Genomic DNA, 16,886 nt, shown 5'->3' on the forward strand with positions numbered 1-16,886 from the left:
CCCCTTGTGTTTAATGATGACTGACAGGAATAATTCGATGGTCAAAGCTCTGCGTATCGAGAGCGAAAACGTCACACGTTTTGCTGAAATCGACGAAGCGCCCTTGCTGGCGGGTCATGTCCGTGTGCGGGTTCGGCATGTCGGTCTGTGCGGCAGTGATTTGAACACCTTCAAAGGGCTTAATCCGCTGGTTCAGCTGCCACGTATTCCGGGGCATGAAATCGGCGGTGAGATCATGGAAGCTGGAGAGGGCGTCAGCGCCGCCTACACCAAGGGTAAGCGGGTTATCGTGCTGCCCTATACGAATTGCGGCGAGTGCTCGTCCTGCCGCAAAGGTCGGCTCAATGCGTGCCGTTATAACAAGACGCTCGGTGTGCAGCAAAATGGCGGTCTGGCGGACCAGATTGTGCTGCCTGCTGAAAAGCTGATCCTCAATGATACGCTGGCGCCTCGTCATCTGGCGCTGGTCGAGCCGCTTTCGGTTGGGTTCCATGCCGTCGAGCGCGGGCGTGTTCAGGCAGGCGATACGGTCGCTGTACTGGGTTGCGGTATGATCGGCATGGGCGTTCTCATCGGCGCGCTTGCACGCGGCGCCAAGGTCATCGCCATTGATCCGAGTGCCGAAAAGCGCGAACTGGCATTGCAATTCGGTGCATCGCATGCTCTGCCGGGCGGTGAGGATGTTGTCGCGAAGGTTCAGGAACTGACCAACGACGATGGTGTGGATGTGGCTTTTGAAGCGGTCGGCCTGCCGATCACCTTCACGCAGGCTGTCGATCTGGCAGGTTTTGCGGGCCGGGTGGTTTATGTCGGTTATTCCAAGGCGCCGGTCACCTATCAGACGCAGTTCTTCAACCTGAAGGAACTCGACATCATGGGATCGCGCAATGCGACGCTCGCGGATTTCGAGGCCGTCATCGCGCATCTGGAAAAGCTTGGGGCGGATGCCGACAAGCTGATCTCGAAGGTATTTCCGTTCGATGAAGCTGAAGCGGCGCTTCCCTACTGGGATGGCGACCGCAACGTTTTGAAAATCATCATCGAGCACGACTGAAATCGAAGCGGGCTTCCACGCCCGGGAAGGAACGGCGTGGAAAACCTGCGGAGGAAACCGGCCACAAGGCCAATTGTTAATGACCCCATACGGGAGGATACCGATGAAGAAACTCGTTACCGGCATGATCGCCGCCAGCATGTTGCTGGCAGGAAGCATGGCTGCTTATGCTGCCAATGTGTCGATCAAGGTTGCCTATGAAAACAACCCCGGCGAGCCTTTCGATGAGGTAATGCATTACTGGAAAGACGATCTTGCCAAGCGCAGCAACGGCGAAATCACGCTCGAACTCTATCCAAGCTCGCAGCTCGGTTCCAAGAAGGATGTGACCGAACAGGCCATGATGGGCCTCAACGTCGTAACCATTTCCGATGTTGGCTTTCTGGCCGAATACGATCCCGATCTTGGTGTGCTCTACGGCCCGTTCCTGACCGACGACCCGGCACAGCTCTTCAAGGTTTATGATGGTCCCTGGTTCAAGGAAAAGAGCGAAGAGCTGAAGAAGAAGGGCATTCACATCGTAATGCCGAACTATCTCTATGGCATTCGTCAGATCATTTCCAAGAAGCCGATCCGTACGCCGGACGACCTCAAGGGCATGAAGATCCGCGTGCCGAACAATGTCATGCAGATCAAGACCTTTGAGGCCATGGGCGCGACCCCGACCCCGATGCCGCTGGGCGAAACCTTCCCGGCACTGGCGCAGGGCGTGATCGACGGCGTTGAGAACCCGATTTCGGTTCTTTACGGCCAGAAGTTCCAGGAAGAAGCCAAGTATCTGAGCAAGGTCGGCTATCTGACCAATGTGGCGCTCATTGTCGGCGGTGAAGCCTTCTTCTCGACGCTGCCGGAAGATCAGCTCAAGATGATCCACGAGTCTGCATATGATGCAGGCCTCTACAGCCAGAAGCTGACGATCGAAAAAGACAATGAAATGATCGAAAAGATGAAGGAAGCGGGTGTCGAGGTCATCGATGTCGACCGCGCTCCTTTCAAGGCGCTTGCTGAAAAGGTCTACACCCAGTTTCCAGAATGGTCGCCTGGTCTTTATGAAAAGATCAAGGCCGAGCTGAACTGATCCATCCTTATTCGGATATTGCCATGTCGCGGTTTTGCCGCGGCATGGCTCGTTCATGGAATTCAATCCGATGAAATACTTTGAAAAACTGATCGAATGGCTGGCTGCTGCCCCGCTATTGATCCTGCTTGCGATGTTCAACGTCGCCGTTGTCATGCGCTACTGGATGCATCAGCCGTTACAATGGACCGAGGAAATGGCCGGTCTGTTGATGATCTGGATCGTGATGCTCGGCAGCGTCGCCGCAGAACGCAGCAATCAGCATCTTGCCATCCCGATGCTTGTGGATCTGCTTTCGGAAAAGGTTCGCGATGTCGTCAATGCGATTGTCGCCATCCTGTCAGGACTGTTCCTGCTGTACGTTTCCTATGCCGGTTACAAGCTTGCGATTGCGGCTCAGTTCAAAGTGACTGATGTGCTGCGGGTTTCCTATTACTGGATCGATATCGCCGTGCCTGTCGGCTTCGTGATTATTGCTCTTTATATGTTCGCAGGCGCATTCAAATCCTTGCGCGCCGCTTTTGCGGGAGGCAAGGCATGAACCTGACGACTATCGTTCTTTTGATGCTGGCGCTGATTGCGCTCAACATGCGCCTTTATGTGGCCATTCTGATTGCGGTCTTCGCCTATTTCACGTTCTTCAACCAGATGCCGATAGCGATTGCCGTGCAGCGCTTTATCAGCCCGGCACAGAATACATCGCTGCTCGCCATTCCGTTCTTCATCATGCTTGGCACGGTGATGTCGCATACCGGCATTGCAGAGCGTCTGATCAAGGTTGCGGATATTCTGGTCGGCCGTATGCGCGGTGGTATGGCGCTCACGAACATCATGGTTTCAACCCTGATGGGCGGCGTCAGCGCTTCCAATCTGGCCGATAGCGCCATGTTGACCCGCATGATGGTGCCGGAAATGGTCAAGCGGGGCTATGACAAGGCGTTTTCCTGTGCCGTAACCGCTGCAGGTTCGCTGATCACCCCGATCATTCCTCCAGGTATCGCGCTGATCATCTACGGTTTGATTGCGGATGTTTCCATCGGCAAGATGTTCATGGCCGGTGTCGTTCCGGGCATTCTAGGGGCCGTTATCCTGATGATCGCCGCCTATGTGACATCGGTAAAGCGCGGCTATAAGCCGAGCCGCGAAAAGCGGATGAGCGGTGCCGAGGTTGCCTCGACGCTTGCCTCAGCGTGGCCTGCGGTTCTGCTGCTGTTTGCGATCATCGGTGGCATCCGCATGAACATCTTCACGCCGACGGAAGCCGGTGCCGTTGCAGTGACGCTGGTTCTGATCATCGGTTTCGTGATCTACCGCGAAATGCGCGTATCGCATGTGGTGGATTCGCTGATCGAAACGGCGAAATCGACCGCGTCAGTCATGTTGGTTATCATGGCATCGTCTGCGCTTGCTTGGGTGTTCTCGCTTGAACAGGCCGGGCAGTCGCTGATGCAGCTGATCTCGACGTTCACCAGCAACCCTTATGCATTCCTTCTGGCAGTCAACGTGATCCTGTTGATCCTTGGCGCTCTGATCGAGGGCACAGCCCTGATGATCGTTCTGGTGCCGCTCCTGATGCCAACGGTAAAGGCTTTGGGCATCGATCCTGTGCATTTCGGTATCGTCGTGATTATCAACCTGTCGATTGGTACTCTGACGCCACCAGTTGGCACCGTTATGCTGATGGTCTGTAACATCGCCAAGGTGCGAGTGTCAGACTTCACACGTCAGGCTTTCAGTATGTATATGGCGCTGTTCATTCTTCTGGCGCTGGTCACTTACGTGCCGATTATCTCAACCTACCTGGCGCATTAGACCTAGAGCGCATCCCGAAAAGTGTGAGACGGTTTTCGGCGCCGATCTGATTCAATCAGATCGGCGCTTTAACAGGTTGATCAAAGAGAAAAGCGCGGGAAGTTCCCGCGCTTCAGACCGCTGACAAACCTCGTCATTTTTTTGGCTGGGTTTATTTTGTGTTGATCTGCGAGATGGATCGGCTGTTTTAACCAGGCCGTTGAGATTCCCCTTTTCTCATGTGGGGCTTGGCTGGCTGGCGTTGGTGAGGGCGATTGCGATCTTCTTGATGTTCTGGGCGGTTGCGGCCAGCAGGCACTGGCATTGGACGCGCACGAGACTTCGGAAGCGGGCATAGCGGTGGCCATGCAGTTGCTTGGCATCGGCGAAGGAACGTTCGACGGTCTCCTTGCGGCGCTTGTAGATCGCTTTGCCCCAGGTGGTGAGGCGATGGCTATCGGTGCGCTGGCGGGCATCAGCCCAGACATGACGGGTGATGGTGCGCACCGCCTTGCTGTTGGATGTGCACGACGCCAGAAGCGGGCAGCCGCCACAGATGGCGGGGTCGGATGTATAGTGCCTGTAGCCGTTGCGGTCGGTGGTGGCGTAGGTGAGAAGCTGGCCTTGCGGGCAACGATAGCCGTCCTGTTCGGTGTCATGGACGAACTTCGACTTACGTATCATGCCGGCTCTGGGTGGGGTCGGATTGCGGTAGCCGGTAACACCGAGAATGTCCCTGTTCTCCAGGCCTTTGGCGATGCCGGCCGTCGCATAGCCGGCATCCAGCCCGACAGCACCGACGTCGAAGCCGAACCGCTCACGCTGGCGGTCCAGCCGGTCGAGATAGACGATACTGTCATGCACGTTGGCCGGCGTCGCATGGGTGTCAGTGATGATCGCAAGTCGGCCATCCACCGTGCGGTGATCCAGATAGAAGAAGCCCTTCGGCTTGCCGTCGCGCACCATGTAGCCGCTGTCGGGATCGGTTCGGCTGACCTTGGTCTGCTTGACCTCGGCTTCGCGCTCCTTTTCCTTCAATGGCTTCTGGCCGTGCAACACCCGCTCGGCCTCGATCGCCCGGTCGAGATCGGCCCAGTAGTCGGAGCGCGACTTGGCCACCATCTCGAGATCGTATTTGCCCTTGTTGGCATTGGCTTTCAGATGCGTCGCGTCGGTATAGAGAACCGTACCGTCGACCAGACCGTGATCTATAGCCTGCTCGACGATATGGTCAAAAATGTCCTGGGCGACCGAAGTGTCGTTGAAGCGCCGGCGGCGGTTCTGGGAAAGCGTCGAGGCATCGAACACGCCATCGGTCAACTTCATCCTCAGAAACCAGCGATAGGCGACATTGACCTCGATCTCGCGCACCAGCTGACGTTCCGAGCGGATGCCGAACAGGTAGCCGATGAACAGCGCCTTGAACATCAAGGTCGGGTCGAGCGGCGGACGACCGTTGTCGGCGCAATAAAGCCCCGCAACCCGATCATGGATAAAGGAGAAGTCTATCACCGCATCGATCTTGCGAAGCAGATGATCCTTGGGCACCAGGCTGTCGAGCGTTACTATCTCGAGAGCCGTCTGTTCGGGAGCAGGTTTCTTCAACATGACCCAGTGAATCACAAACCCCTGGTCAGAGCCAGGGGTTTGTCAGCAGTCTGAAGCGCGGGAAGTTCCCGCGCTTTTTCATTTGCTCACCATGGATTTTCAACGCGCGGCCAGATGGCACGGCTGAGCTTGCGGTAATTGGTCGTGCGCGGATTGCTCGGATAGGAGCTGGGTGCGGCAACATAGATAATCTCGGCCGCAATCGGCACGAATCCCGCATGGAAATGGTTGGTGGATTTGACCACCAAAACATTCTTCTTCATAGGGTCGATGCCGATATTCGAAAAGATATCCGGCTCGAAAGTCTGCGTCCGGTTGGTGTTGAGAATGATGTCGATCTCGGTGCCTTCAATGCGCACGACCGCCGAGGCTCCAAGCGTCACGCGGCTTGGGCCAAAACTCTGCCAGCCTTCGGCAAGGGTCTTCATGACCGTCACACGCGCATCGATGGGTTCGCCGCCAAGCGGACCGGATTTGCCGCCGAAACGCAGATCGATCACAGCGCCTTCGCCTGCCGCATGGCAGAATGTAACGGCGATAGGATCCCAGATCGTGGCAATGCCGATATTGTCGATACGGCGTTCGATCAGGCGGCGAAGCACATAGGTGCCGTCGCCCGCAACCCCGCCGCCGGGATTGTCCCATACGTCGGCGATCACGGCAGGCTTTGCAGGATTGGCCGCATGGGCCGCCAGTGCCCTGTCTATACCCTGATCGGTGTCGAACATGGTCATCAATGTCTGTTCGCGCATGGCGATCAGTTCACGCCCGAGTTTTTCTGCAAGCGCTACGCCTTTGGCCGGATCATTGTCAGTGACGACGAGAATGCGGGTTCCCATTTCCGGCACATCGGCAGCCATAAAGCCGTGAATGACGGAAATTGACAGAATGCCATCCTTGCCGTGCATCGCCTTGATGCGGTCGATGAAGGAGCGCATCGGCTCCTTGCTGGTTGGGAACACACTGATCATATGGCAGTCGAAGGTGGATATGACCGGCTTGATGCGGCCTTTCAGGGCATCCAGCGCAAGATCGACCACATGCTCGCCGCGCTCATAAAAATCCGTATGAGGAAATTCGAGGAACGCAGCGTAAATATTGAGGTTTTCGACCCGCTTCGGGGTCAGGTGGCTATGCGGATCGAATTCACTGGCAACCAGAATATCTGGCCCGACAATGGCGCGCACACGTTCCAGGAGGTCGCCCTCGCAGTCATCATAACCTTGGGCGACCATAGCGCCATGGAGGCCGAGAACAACTGCATCGACGGGCATCGCCGCCTTGAGCTGGTCGAGAATTTCATCGCGCAATTCTTCGAAAGTCTGCCGCTGCAACAATCCGCCGGGTTCCGCCCATGTGGCAGTGCCTTCGATGACGGTCAGTCCTTCTGTCGCCGCACGTTTGCGCAATGCAACGATAGGTGAAGAGCAAAGCGTTGGCGTTTCAGGGTGTTTTCCCGGCGCAGCATAGAAGGCCATTTCGAATGAGGCCCTGTCGGTCGGAACCGGGGAGAACGTGTTGGTTTCTGTCGCAAGCGACGCGGTGAAAATGCGCATGGAAATACTCTGTACGGGGGCGTGGCGTGCTTATTTCTGCGGCGCGTAGGCGATGGCTTCGACTTCAATCTTGATGTCGATCATCAGGCGGGATTCGACCGTAGTACGCGCTGGAGGTTCTTTCGGGAAATAGGTGCCGTAAACGGCATTCATTCGCCCGAAATCCCGGGCATCCTCCAACCAGATAGTGGTCTTGACAACGTCTTCCATCGTAGCGCCTGCAAGCGCGAGTGCAGCCTTGACGTTTTCGAGCACCTGTTTGGTCTGGGCCTCTATGCCGCCTTCGACGATCTGGCCGTTTGGTCCCACGGGCACCTGGCCCGAAATATAGACGGTGTCGCCTGCGCGAACGGCTGGCGAAAGAGGCACATGCGATGCGCCGAAGACCTGTTTTCTAGACATGATTTTCTCCGGTTATTTGACTGCTCCAAGGGCGAGTCCCTTGATGAGATAGCGCTGGAGCCAGATGAAAAGGATGGCGACTGGTAGTGTGGCAAGGAGGGTTGCCGCCATGACATAATGCCATTCGACAGTGTAGCGCCCGGCTACCAGCGAAAAGACCTGAATGGGCAGGGTGTAGCTCTCCTGCCTGCGCAGCATGGTCAGCGCCACGACGAATTCGTTCCATGCATTGATGAAAGTGAAGATTGCCGTGACGGCGATGGCAGGCAGGCAGAGCGGCAGAAACACTTTTATCAATGTCTTGCCTCGGCCTGCCCCCTCCATCCACGACGCTTCTTCCAGATCACGCGGTATGGTGTCGAAATAGCTTTGCAGCATCCACACGGTGAAGGCGATGTTGAAGGCCATATAGACGGCACCGACCGCAGAGACGCTTTCGATCAGCCCATAGGCTGCAAGCAGCCGGAAAAGGCCTAGCACCAAAACGATGGGCGAGATCATCTGCGAAATGAGCAGGAATTGCCGGAATGCGCCATGACCAGCAAAGCGGAAGCGCGACATGGCATAGGCTGCAGGAATGGAGACGATGATGGCGCCGACGGAAGCGATGACCGAAACGTAAAGCGAGTTCAAAAGCGCTCGTCCGAACTTGGTCTGAACCCACATTTCCGAAAAGTTCTGCCAGCGGAAGCTGCTCGGCCACCAGCTTGGCGACAAGACTTCCTGCGGCGGTTTGACGGCGGTGAGAAACATCACAGCAAAGGGAAACAGTGTCAGCACGATAAGCGGCGACAGAATGGCCCAGGCAATGATCGTGCGTTTCAGCTTTGAGCCTGTCATGTGCGTTCTCCCTGCATGGAAAGGCGGATATAGATCGCCGTGAATACGAGGAGGATCGCCAGCATGATGAGCGATACTGCGGAGGCTTCGCCCAGCTTTCCGAGCCGGAAGGCGAGTTTATAGAGATGCGTCACCAGGATATCGGTGGAGTTGGCCGGTCCGCCCTGTGTCATGACCCAGATGATCGGGAATGAATTGAAGACATAGATCGTATTGAGCACGATGGCGATGTTCACGAAGGGCTTCAGCAGCGGAAAGGTGATTTCGCGAAACTGCTGCCACAGGCTGGCGCCTTCGAGAGACGAGGCTTCGTAGAGATCCTCCGGGATGGATGACAGTCCGCCGAGAAAGATCGTGGTTGTGAATGGCACGGTGACGAGAATGCCGACCAGTATCTGCATCGGAAAGGCGGTGGTCGCACTCGCCAGCCATTGAATGTTGCTGTCGATGATGCCGAGATTTCGCAGTGCGGAATTGAGCATGCCGCTTTCGCCGTTGAGCGCCCAGCGCCAGACGATGGCTGTCATGGTGAGCGAGACCGCCCAAGGCAACATGACGATAACGCGCGCTACCGAGCGACCGTAAAAATCCATGTTAAGAATGACGGCCACCGGAATGGAAACAATCAGTGCGCCGCCAACCACTGCGACGGTCCAGACTGCGGTTCGCCAGAGTGCATTGAGGAAGTCAGGTGTTGCGAAAAGCGCGGTAAAGTTAGCGCCGTCATTGAAATCGCGTAGTTGCCCGAAGCGGTTGACATCGTGGTTGGCAATTTCAACGAGATGCACCACGGGCCAGAAGATCACCACCGCAGCCAGAAGCAGGCTCGGCAGGATCAGGAGATAGGGCAAGGTGCGGCTTTGCATCGGCAATCAATATCCCGGAAAAGAAAAGAGCCCGGCAGCGCGAGGGCACCGCCGGGCAGGCGGGGAGTGTTACTTCTTCAGGATCGCATCCGCCTTGGCTGCAGCTTCCTTCAGTACGGCATCAGGTTCACCCTTGCCGAGATAAATGCTCTGCATGGCGTTGGACGTGATGTCGGCAATTTCTTCCCAGCCCGGAATGATCGGTGCAAAGCGGGCATCCGGCAGAAGTGCGGTAAAGGCGGCAAGGTCAGCATTATTGACGTAATAATCCATCTTCGCCTCTTCCTTGTTGACCGGGAGGAAGCCTTCGCCCTGCGTGAACTTGGCGCGCCATTCGGTCTGGAACAGGAAGTCGAGCACCTTCCAGGCTTCCTCCTTGTTTTTGGAATTCTGGAACATGATGACGGAATCGGTCACGCCATACGTGCCACGTGCGCCTGTCGGTCCTGCAGGAATGGCTGCGACGCCATATTTGAGGTTAGGCGCTTCTTCCTTGATCTGGTTGGAAAGGAAAGGCGCGGTAATCATCATGCCGACCTTGCCCTGCTTGAACAGGTTCTGAACGTCTTCGCGGGCATAGGAGGTGACGCCAGGCTGGGTCAGCCCATCGTCGATCAGCGACTTGTATAGATTGGCCGCCTCAAGTGCACCGGGTGTGCTTAGGCCCGATGTGCCATCCTTGTTGAGGATTTCTGTCCCATAGGACCACATGCCGTAATAATAATAAACGTCGGTCTCGATTTCCTTGCCCTGCAGGCCGAAACCGTAATTCTCTCCGCCGAGTGCCTTGATCTTGGTGGCGGCGGCTTTCAGTTCATCCCAGTTTGCCGGCGGATTTTCTACACCAGCTTTCGCCAGAAGGTCCTTGTTGTAATACATAGCGCGGGCGGATGCCGCGATTGGCAGGCCGTAGGTCTTGCCTTCAAGAACGGATGGCGACAGGAAGGTCTCGATGAAGCGGCCCTTGAATGCGTCGTCCATATAGCCGTCGAGTGGTTCGGCGATGCCCTGCTGCACGAAATCGATCAGCCAGCGCGTGCCGATGATCGAAAGGTCCGCATTGGTGCCTGCGGAAATATCGGTCGTCAGTTTCTGCAGAAGCACATCCCACGGAACCACTTCGAAATTGAGCGTGATGCCGGGATTGGCGGCTTCAAACGCCTTCTTGACCTCCTCAAAATAAGGGCCGGTCTTGGAGCTGTACTCCGCGACTGTCATGCGCACTTCGCCAGCATTCGCAACCGACGACAGCGCCAGAATGCTTAATCCGGCCAGAAGGCCAGCCTTCCATTTGTTGATAGACATCTTCCCGTTCCCTTGTTTAGCCCCGCTTGGTGCGATGACAATCTATTTTGTTATTTTCTTACATTATCGGCTTAATTGGCACTTTCAAGTAAAAAGTTTTGTTGCAAACTTACATTTTGACTTTTACGCTGGTGGGAATAAACAGGTGCAGAAAGCTGCCGCATAAAAGGGGAATAGCGTGGAGCAAGCAGGTGAATTTGCCGGAAAGTCGGTGCTGGTCACCGGAGCGGGCGGTGGTGTGGGATGCGCGCTCGCCAAGCTGTTTTCCGAACGCGGTGCCCGTGTGATCGGTTGCGATGCGGCATTGGAAACGATGACGGGTGATACTCTTCATGCCCGCTACGCGTTCGATCTGCTCGATCGCGATGGACTTGAACTGGCTGCAAAACGGATCATAGCGGAATCCGGACTGCCCGATATCGTCATCAATAATGCGGGTTGGACCCGCGCCGAGACTTTCGATGGGCTGGATCAGGGCAAGATCGAGGTTGAGATCGACCTCAATCTCACTGCGGTTGCCGGATTTTCCAACGTGATGGCGCAGTCCATGGCAGCGCGAGGCAGTGGTGTTTTCGTCTTCATTTCTTCGGTCAATGGGCTCTTGCATTTCGGGAATCCGGCTTATGCGGCTGCCAAGGCCGGGATCAATGCCTTTGCGCGCGGTATTGCGGTTGAGTTGGGAAGGAAGGGCGTGCGCGCCAATGTCGTCTGTCCGGGCTCGATCCGAACGCCTGCGTGGGACCATCGTATCGCGCAGGATGCGAGCGTGTTGGACCGTCTGCAGCGCTTCTATCCGCTGGGACGCATCGTTGACACCCGTGAGGTGGCGGAAACAGTAGCGTTTCTGGCTTCTGACCGTGCATCGGGGATTACCGGCGCGATCCTGCCCGTTGATGCCGGGTTGACTGCGGGCTGCCGTCCTTTCATCGAAGATATTCTCGGAGGTAACTGACCGATGAAAGAGGTTTCGCTGCGCGGCATCACCAAGACTTTCGGGCAATTGACGGTCCTCGACCGTGTCGACCTCGATATTCAAAACGGAGAGTTTCTTGTACTGGTCGGGCCTTCCGGCTGCGGAAAATCCACGCTTCTGCGGATGGTGGCCGGACTTGAGCCCATTTCTGGTGGCGACCTTCTGATTGGCGGAGAGCGGGCCAATGAGCTGCCGCCACAGAAGCGCAATATTGCGATGGTATTTCAATCCTATGCGCTGTTCCCGCATATGACGGCGCGGGAAAATATTGGTTTTGGTCCGCGTATTCGCGGCGAAAAATCGGAAGAAACAGCTGCAAAGGTGGACAAGGCGGCTTCCATCCTCAATCTCCATTCCTATCTTGACCGCTATCCGCGCCAGCTTTCGGGCGGCCAGCGCCAGCGCGTCGCGATGGGGCGCGCCATCGTGCGCGAACCGTCGGTGTTTCTGTTCGATGAGCCGCTTTCCAATCTCGACGCCCAGTTGCGCGTGCAGATGCGCACGGAGATCAAAGCGTTGCATCAGCGCCTGAAATCGACGGTGATTTATGTCACCCATGATCAGATTGAGGCCATGACCATGGCCGACCGGATAGTGGTTATGAATCAGGGCAAGATTCAACAGATCGGCGCACCGCTGGACCTTTATGATCGTCCTGCCAACAAGTTTGTTGCGAGCTTTATCGGTTCGCCGTCGATGAGCTTCATTCCCGGAACTGTGTCGGGAGGAATATTCCGTACCGGTGAGGGTGAAGAGATTGCTGTTTCAGCGGGGCCGTCAGGCACCCGACAGGTGGAAGCGGGCATTCGGCCAGAAAATTTCACGGTCGCGTCCACAGGCAAAGGGCTGACGCTCACCGTTGAAGTGATTGAGCCGACTGGTCCGGAAACGCATGTCTATGGCCGGATTGCTGGACAGCCCATACGAGCTGTGTTTCGCGAGCGCATACATCTTGCGCCCGGCGAGCAAGTGCCTGTAACTGCAAAGAGCGAACACATACACCTTTTCGACAAGGATAGCGGTCTCCCGCTTTGAACTTCCCATGAGCAAGGTTGCCGACATCATCACGCGGCTGCATGTTGTGGCGCAGGACGGATCGAAGTCCGACCGGCGTCTGGCTGCCCTCGTGCTGGCCGATCCTGATTACGCCTCTAAGGCGGCAATCTCGGAAATTGCAGCCAGAGCCGGGGTCAGCGAACCCACAGTGACCCGCTTTTGTCGGGCGCTCGGCTGTGATGGTGTTCGCGACTTCAAGTTTTTTCTGGCGCAGGCGCTGGCCATCGGTGGCCAGTATCTGACCGCGGAAATTCCCGCCCGTGACGTTCGGGAGAGTCGTATAGCCACGGCTGTGACCGATGCGGCAGTTGCAGCCATCCAGCGTGCGAGCGACGGGCTCGACATGGGCGTATTGATGAAAGTGGCCGAACGGCTTGCCGCCGGTGGCCCTGTTCTGTGCCTCGGATCCGGCGGCATCTCTTCCATGCTGGCAACAGAAATGCAGAATCGTTTGTTCCGGCTGGGTATTCCGGTCAGCGCGCAGGTCGATGGCCAATTGCAGCGCATGTATGCGGCAGTCACCACGCATGAGACGACTGTAATCGCTTTCTCTGTCTCCGGTTTCGCGCGGTCTGTGGTGGAAGCCGTGCTGGTCGCGCGACAATATGGAGCGCAGACGGTAGCGATTACACCCGCCGGTTCCGATCTCGCCAGGGCGGCGGACGTGCTCATTCCCTATCAGGCCAATGAAGATGGCAATATTTACAAGCCGACATCGTCGCGCTTCGCGCTGCTCGCCATTCTCGACATGATCGCCACGGCCACAGCGGAAGCGCGTGGGCCGAAGGTGCTGGAAAGCCTGCGCCGCATCAAGCATAGCCTCAACACGCTCACCATAGACGATCCGCGCTTGCCGCTGGGAGACTGATTCATGACCAGACCGAAAACCGTTCACGAGGTGGATACACCAGCGATCCTCATCGACGTTGACCGCGTGAAAGCAAACATCGCCAAGGCACAAGCGCATGCGGATTCCGTGGGCGTGAAACTGCGTCCGCATATCAAGACGCATAAACTGCCGCTCTTCGCCAAAATGCAGGTGGAAGCGGGCGCAACCGGGATTACCTGCCAGAAACTTGGTGAAGCGGAAGTCATGGCCGATGCCGGGCTGACGGATATTTTCCTGCCCTACAACATTCTCGGTCAGGAAAAGCTCGATCGCCTGCACGCCCTGCATCAACGCATCACATTGTCTGTAACGGTTGATAATCGAACCTCCCTTGCAGGGCTTGCAGCGTGGTTCACCGATGAAAAGCAGCCGCTGAAAGTGCTTGTCGAATGCGATACAGGCATGGGGCGCTGTGGTGTTCAGACGCCAGCCGAAGCATTGGACTTGGCGCGAATTATCGACCGGAGCGCAGGGCTGCGTTTTGGTGGGTTGATGACCTATCCCGCAGCGGGAAAACCAGACGAGGCCGAGCAGTGGCTCTACTCGGCACGTGAATTGCTTGAGGCGAACGGTCTTCCATGCGAGACGATTTCAAGCGGCGGAACGCCCGATATGTGGCGCGATCCCGGCGACAGCGTCGTCACGGAATATCGCCCTGGCACTTATATCTACTTCGACCGTTATCAGGTTGCGAAGGGAGCGGCGGCAGTAGATGACTGCGCCTTGACGGTGCTTTCAACGGTTGTCAGCCATCCAACACCTGAACGTGCGATCATCGATGCCGGTTCCAAGGCACTATCCAGCGATACGCTGGGACTGAGCGATTTTGGTGAAGTGATGGGACGTCCCGATGCCCATGTCGTTGGCCTGAGTGAGGAGCACGGCAAGCTGACCGGTGACGTCGCCGATCTGAAAGTTGGGGAACGGGTTCGGGTTATTCCCGATCATGTCTGCGTCGTTTCCAATCTCTTTGACGAGATTCATCTCGTTTCGGGCGAAAATATCATCGACATCTTGCCGGTCGCCGCACGTGGAAAATTAAGATAATCAGGAGGATAGCATGAAGGATACGGCCAATCCGTTTGCTGGCGACAAGGATCGCGAACAGATTTGGGAAATGCTTGTGCGGCGCGATATCGAAGCTTTCGTATCGCAAGACTGGTCCATGGTGGCCGATGATTTCGATGAGGTGCGCTTCCTTGGCATTCATGCACATAACGATCGCGATCCCGACAAATGGGATGCGGGATTTCCGACGCTTATTAGTTATCGCGATGAATGGCTGCGGCAGGCAGCGGAAAGTGCGGCGGTCGAGTATGCCGAATCTCTGGCAGACGGCATTTTTCGCGCGACCAATCTGAGTGTTATCGACATTACCGGTGATATTGCCCTCGCCCGGAAAAAATTCGATGGAACCATTGCAAAGAACGACGGAACCGTCGATCGCCTCAACTGGCAGACGCTTTATTTTTGCCGTCGTGAAGGCGCGCGCTGGAAGATTACCGGCTTTGTCGGATATATGGCTTATCGCTGAGAAATCGGGGTATCAAGCCTCATCTACCGAGGCGCGGATTGTTCATTTGCGCCTCGTTCCAAAAATATGGGCGAGATAATTGCAGTTGCTTCTTAAGTAAATTCCAAAAAAACACGTATTATTGAGTATAGAAGGTGAACTAGAAATAAATTAAATGGAAATATCAGATTATATTTATAAATAATAGAAAATTAAAATAGTTCAAATTTAGAACCATATTTGGTATGTAATATAATCTTACTTAGTATTCTAAATTTTTGAAGCTATGGTTTCTCTCGAAACGAGGAGGAGTATCATGGCAAAGATCGTCGGCACGGCCAATTCAGACAATATCGTTGGTTCTGATGAGAATGATCGCATCTGGGGTCTGGCTGGAAATGATTTTATCGAGGGAGGTCGCGGCAGCGACATTCTCGATGGGGGTGAGGGCGATGACGTTCTGACTGCAACCGGGGAAGACCCGTCCGGATTTGATGAACTTGCGGGAGGGGCAGGCAATGACCGTCTCATCTTCAATTTCGTCGGGGGGGCTGCACGAGGCGGAGATGGAACTGATACGCTGGTAGCCGACCTGTCGAACCAGAAAGATGCAGTTGTGTTCAGCGCACCGCAAGGGCACGTTTACTGGGGGGATCCAACCGCCAGTGACCATCACCTCTATTTCACGGATCTCGAACGTCTCAATCTACAGACCGGCGCAGGCAACGATGCCATTGATGCAACGGGATTTGCCTTTGCCAACATTTACGCCGGTGCGGGCAATGACAGGATCGTGGCCGGAATCGGCAACGACCAGATTTTCGGCGGTGCCGGACAGGATCATATTCTGGGTGGGGGTGGCGAAGACAATATCCGGGGCGGCAGCGGCAACGATGTAATTGATGGAAGCAACGGCGACGACAATATTTCCGGCGACGAAGGCAGTGATACCCTGTTCGGCGGGCGGGGTAACGATACCCTGAATGGCGGTGACGGCGACGATATGCTGAACGGTGGCGACGGCAACGATACCCTCTTTGGAGGACAAGGCTCGGACACCTTGGTCGGTGGTGCGGGCAATGACGTGTTCACCAGTTATGCCGCCGATGACGACATCATGATTGGCGGCGAGGGCAATGACAGTTTTTCGGCGGGTGTGCAGGATAGCTACTATGCCGGATACTGGTTCCAGATGTCGGGCGGAGCCGGTGACGACACGTTTTCGATTTATTGTGACGACAATTTCGGCAGCGTGGACGGCGGCGAAGGCGTTGACACACTCTCGGTGAATTTTGACGACGTTGCTCCCGGCTTCACCTTTGATGCCACATCCTACACTACAATAGAGAAGTTCAACCTCGACGTTCGTTCGGCGACCAGAGGGGCCCAGATATTCGGCGGGGCTGGCGATGATAGCATCACCAGTTCGGAGACGTTTCGGGAAGGCTTCAGCGGCCATGACACATATGACGGACGTGGAGGCAATGACTACATCTACGGCGCAAGCGGTTCCGACAGCCTCTTGGGAGGAGACGGTGACGACGAGCTGAACGGCGGCGATGGTTTGGACCGGCTGCTGGGCGGGACAGGTTCCGACACGCTGACCGGAGGCGCCGACGCCGATACATTTATCTGGGGCGATGAATCCGTTGAGGCTGGAGGTCTCGACCGTGTTACTGACTTCAATGTGGACAGTGGGGATGTTCTCCTGTTCCGAGGCGTCGACACTATCGCAAGCTTCGAAAGTTTCGTCACGGCATCGGTCGATACATCAGAAGGCGTCTTCGTGAGCATCGATGGTACGGCAAATGGAATCGTCATCGAGAATGTTACACTCGCCGAATTGACTGAAAACGACGTCACTTTCGCCTGATGTGAAGCTCTCGTTATGAGAGCGACCTGACAATGTCGATTGTCTCTTCCGGTCCTTTCCGGGAGAGCATAATTATGGTCGG

16 protein-coding genes are annotated in these 16,886 nt (G+C 56.0%); 10 read left to right on the forward strand and 6 right to left on the reverse strand.

Annotation, left to right across the window (positions count from 1 at the left end):
- Positions 1–37 precede the first annotated feature (37 nt).
- From CQZ93_RS18510 to CQZ93_RS18525, 4 genes are all read left to right on the forward strand, one after another.
- Positions 38–1,054 carry a zinc-binding alcohol dehydrogenase family protein gene (locus CQZ93_RS18510; protein ID WP_105544052.1) on the forward strand — a complete coding sequence of 339 codons (1,017 nt, stop codon included), beginning with the start codon at positions 38–40 and terminating at the stop codon, positions 1,052–1,054.
- 103 nt (positions 1,055–1,157) lie between these two features.
- Positions 1,158–2,132 carry a C4-dicarboxylate TRAP transporter substrate-binding protein gene (locus CQZ93_RS18515; RefSeq protein WP_105544053.1) on the forward strand — a complete coding sequence of 325 codons (975 nt, stop codon included), beginning with the start codon at positions 1,158–1,160 and terminating at the stop codon, positions 2,130–2,132.
- A gap of 70 nt (positions 2,133–2,202) precedes the next feature.
- Complete coding sequence (locus CQZ93_RS18520) at positions 2,203–2,673, forward strand: TRAP transporter small permease (RefSeq protein WP_181153427.1); 471 nt, start codon at positions 2,203–2,205, stop codon at positions 2,671–2,673.
- A complete protein-coding gene (locus CQZ93_RS18525) occupies positions 2,670–3,944 on the forward strand; it encodes a TRAP transporter large permease (protein ID WP_105544055.1) in 1,275 nt (424 codons plus the stop codon). Before CQZ93_RS18520 ends, CQZ93_RS18525 begins: the two co-directional genes overlap by 4 nt.
- A gap of 216 nt (positions 3,945–4,160) precedes the next feature.
- Here the strand turns inward: CQZ93_RS18525 and CQZ93_RS18530 are convergent, their stop codons facing one another.
- The 6 genes from CQZ93_RS18530 to CQZ93_RS18555 all read right to left on the reverse strand — a co-directional run bounded on the left by CQZ93_RS18530 (position 4,161) and on the right by CQZ93_RS18555 (position 10,500).
- Positions 4,161–5,531 carry an IS1182 family transposase gene (locus tag CQZ93_RS18530; RefSeq protein WP_105544056.1) on the reverse strand — a complete coding sequence of 457 codons (1,371 nt, stop codon included), beginning with the start codon at positions 5,529–5,531 and terminating at the stop codon, positions 4,161–4,163.
- An 86-nt stretch (positions 5,532–5,617) separates the two neighbouring features.
- Positions 5,618–7,087: a M81 family metallopeptidase gene (locus CQZ93_RS18535; protein ID WP_105544057.1), complete on the reverse strand. Its 1,470-nt coding sequence runs from the start codon at positions 7,085–7,087 to the stop codon at positions 5,618–5,620.
- Between the two features lie 30 nt (positions 7,088–7,117).
- Positions 7,118–7,489, reverse strand: coding sequence for a RidA family protein (locus CQZ93_RS18540; RefSeq protein ID WP_012093249.1), 372 nt, complete (start codon positions 7,487–7,489; stop codon positions 7,118–7,120).
- Positions 7,490–7,501: 12 nt separating this feature from the next.
- A complete protein-coding gene (locus CQZ93_RS18545) occupies positions 7,502–8,329 on the reverse strand; it encodes a carbohydrate ABC transporter permease (protein WP_105544058.1) in 828 nt (275 codons plus the stop codon).
- Positions 8,326–9,195: a carbohydrate ABC transporter permease gene (locus tag CQZ93_RS18550; protein ID WP_105544059.1), complete on the reverse strand. Its 870-nt coding sequence runs from the start codon at positions 9,193–9,195 to the stop codon at positions 8,326–8,328. Before CQZ93_RS18550 ends, CQZ93_RS18545 begins: the two co-directional genes overlap by 4 nt.
- A 69-nt stretch (positions 9,196–9,264) precedes the next feature.
- Positions 9,265–10,500, reverse strand: coding sequence for an ABC transporter substrate-binding protein (locus CQZ93_RS18555; RefSeq protein ID WP_105544060.1), 1,236 nt, complete (start codon positions 10,498–10,500; stop codon positions 9,265–9,267).
- A gap of 178 nt (positions 10,501–10,678) precedes the next feature.
- Between CQZ93_RS18555 and CQZ93_RS18560 the strand changes: the two genes are divergently transcribed.
- The 6 genes from CQZ93_RS18560 to CQZ93_RS18585 all read left to right on the forward strand — a co-directional run bounded on the left by CQZ93_RS18560 (position 10,679) and on the right by CQZ93_RS18585 (position 16,804).
- Positions 10,679–11,452 (forward strand): SDR family oxidoreductase, encoded by a 774-nt coding sequence (locus tag CQZ93_RS18560; RefSeq protein ID WP_105544061.1) that lies wholly within the window; start codon positions 10,679–10,681, stop codon positions 11,450–11,452.
- A gap of 3 nt (positions 11,453–11,455) precedes the next feature.
- Positions 11,456–12,508, forward strand: a complete 1,053-nt coding sequence (locus CQZ93_RS18565) for an ABC transporter ATP-binding protein (protein WP_105544062.1) — start codon at positions 11,456–11,458, stop codon at positions 12,506–12,508.
- A gap of 7 nt (positions 12,509–12,515) precedes the next feature.
- Positions 12,516–13,397, forward strand: coding sequence for a MurR/RpiR family transcriptional regulator (locus tag CQZ93_RS18570; RefSeq protein ID WP_105544063.1), 882 nt, complete (start codon positions 12,516–12,518; stop codon positions 13,395–13,397).
- Positions 13,398–13,400: 3 nt separating this feature from the next.
- Positions 13,401–14,465, forward strand: coding sequence for a D-TA family PLP-dependent enzyme (locus tag CQZ93_RS18575; protein ID WP_105544064.1), 1,065 nt, complete (start codon positions 13,401–13,403; stop codon positions 14,463–14,465).
- Positions 14,466–14,478: 13 nt separating this feature from the next.
- On the forward strand, positions 14,479–14,952 hold the full coding sequence (locus CQZ93_RS18580) for a hypothetical protein (RefSeq protein WP_105544065.1): 474 nt from the start codon (positions 14,479–14,481) through the stop codon (positions 14,950–14,952).
- A 295-nt stretch (positions 14,953–15,247) separates the two neighbouring features.
- Complete coding sequence (locus tag CQZ93_RS18585) at positions 15,248–16,804, forward strand: calcium-binding protein (protein WP_105544066.1); 1,557 nt, start codon at positions 15,248–15,250, stop codon at positions 16,802–16,804.
- The last annotated feature ends 82 nt before the right edge of the window (positions 16,805–16,886 follow it).

The organism is Ochrobactrum vermis, from assembly GCF_002975205.1.
Classification (GTDB): Bacteria; Pseudomonadota; Alphaproteobacteria; order Rhizobiales; family Rhizobiaceae; genus Brucella; species Brucella vermis.